1 protein-coding gene is annotated in these 969 nt (G+C 64.7%); it reads left to right on the top strand.

From position 1 onward, the window contains the following. The first annotated feature begins 1 nt into the window (after position 1). A complete protein-coding gene (kce, locus tag NN5_RS24770; protein ID WP_067739386.1) occupies positions 2-934 on the top strand; it encodes a 3,5-dioxohexanoate:acetyl-CoA acetone transferase in 933 nt (310 codons plus the stop codon). Positions 935-969: the final 35 nt, after the last annotated feature.

Consider the following 969-nt stretch of genomic DNA (forward strand, 5'->3'; position numbering starts at 1 on the left):
AATGAAGCGTGCTGAGAAGGTGATTATCACCTGTGCGGTGACGGGGAGCATTCATACGCCGACGATGTCGCCGTATTTGCCGATCACGCCGGAGGAGATTGCGCGTGAGGCGGTAGCGGCGGCGGAGGCCGGGGCGGCGATGATCCATCTGCACGCGCGCGATCCGGAGACGGGCAAGCCTGACCAGACGCCGGAGCGGTTCCTGGAGTTCCTGCCGCGGATCAAGCAGCAGACCGACGCGATCCTCAACGTGACGACGGGCGGGGGTCTGGGGATGACGCTGGAGCAGCGGCTGGCGCCGGCGCTGGCGACGCAGCCCGAGGTGGCGTCGATGAACATGGGCTCGTTCAACTTCAACATCTCGGGCGCGGCGGGCAAGATCACCGAGTTCAAGCACGACTGGGAGAAGCCCTATCTGGAAGGGACGAAGGACCTGATCCTGTCGAACACCTTCACCCAGATCGACTATGGCATGCGGGCAATGGGGGCGAACGGCACGCGCTTCGAGTTCGAGTGCTATGACGTGGGGCATCTCTACAATCTGGCGCACTTTGCCGACCTGGGCCTGGTGAAGCCGCCCTTCTTCGTGCAGTGCATCTTCGGCATCCTGGGCGGGATCGGACCCGAGCCGGAGAACCTGCTGCACATGCGCGCGACCGCGGACCGGTTGTTCGGGCAGGACTATTATCTCTCGGTGCTGGGCGCTGGCCGCCACCAGCTGCCGTTCGTCACGATGAGCGCGATCCTGGGCGGCAATGTGCGGGTCGGGCTCGAGGACAGCCTCTATGCCGGCAAGGGCAGGCTCGCCACCTCCAATGCCGAGCAGGTCGCCAAGATCCGCCGCATCCTCGAGGAACTCAGCCTCGATATCGCCACCCCCGCCGAGGCCCGCGCCATGCTCCAGACCAAAGGCGGCGACAATGTCGCCTTCTGACCAACTCGTCCATCTCGAACACGAGAACGGCATCG

The organism is Novosphingobium naphthalenivorans NBRC 102051, from assembly GCF_001590985.1.
GTDB lineage: Bacteria > Pseudomonadota > Alphaproteobacteria > Sphingomonadales > Sphingomonadaceae > Novosphingobium > Novosphingobium naphthalenivorans.

What these genes read in the sequence shown, in the direction of transcription:
- kce (WP_067739386.1), top strand. Translation starts at nt 2, where the DNA reads ATGAAGCGTGCTGAGAAGGTGATTATCACCTGTGCGGTGACGGGGAGC.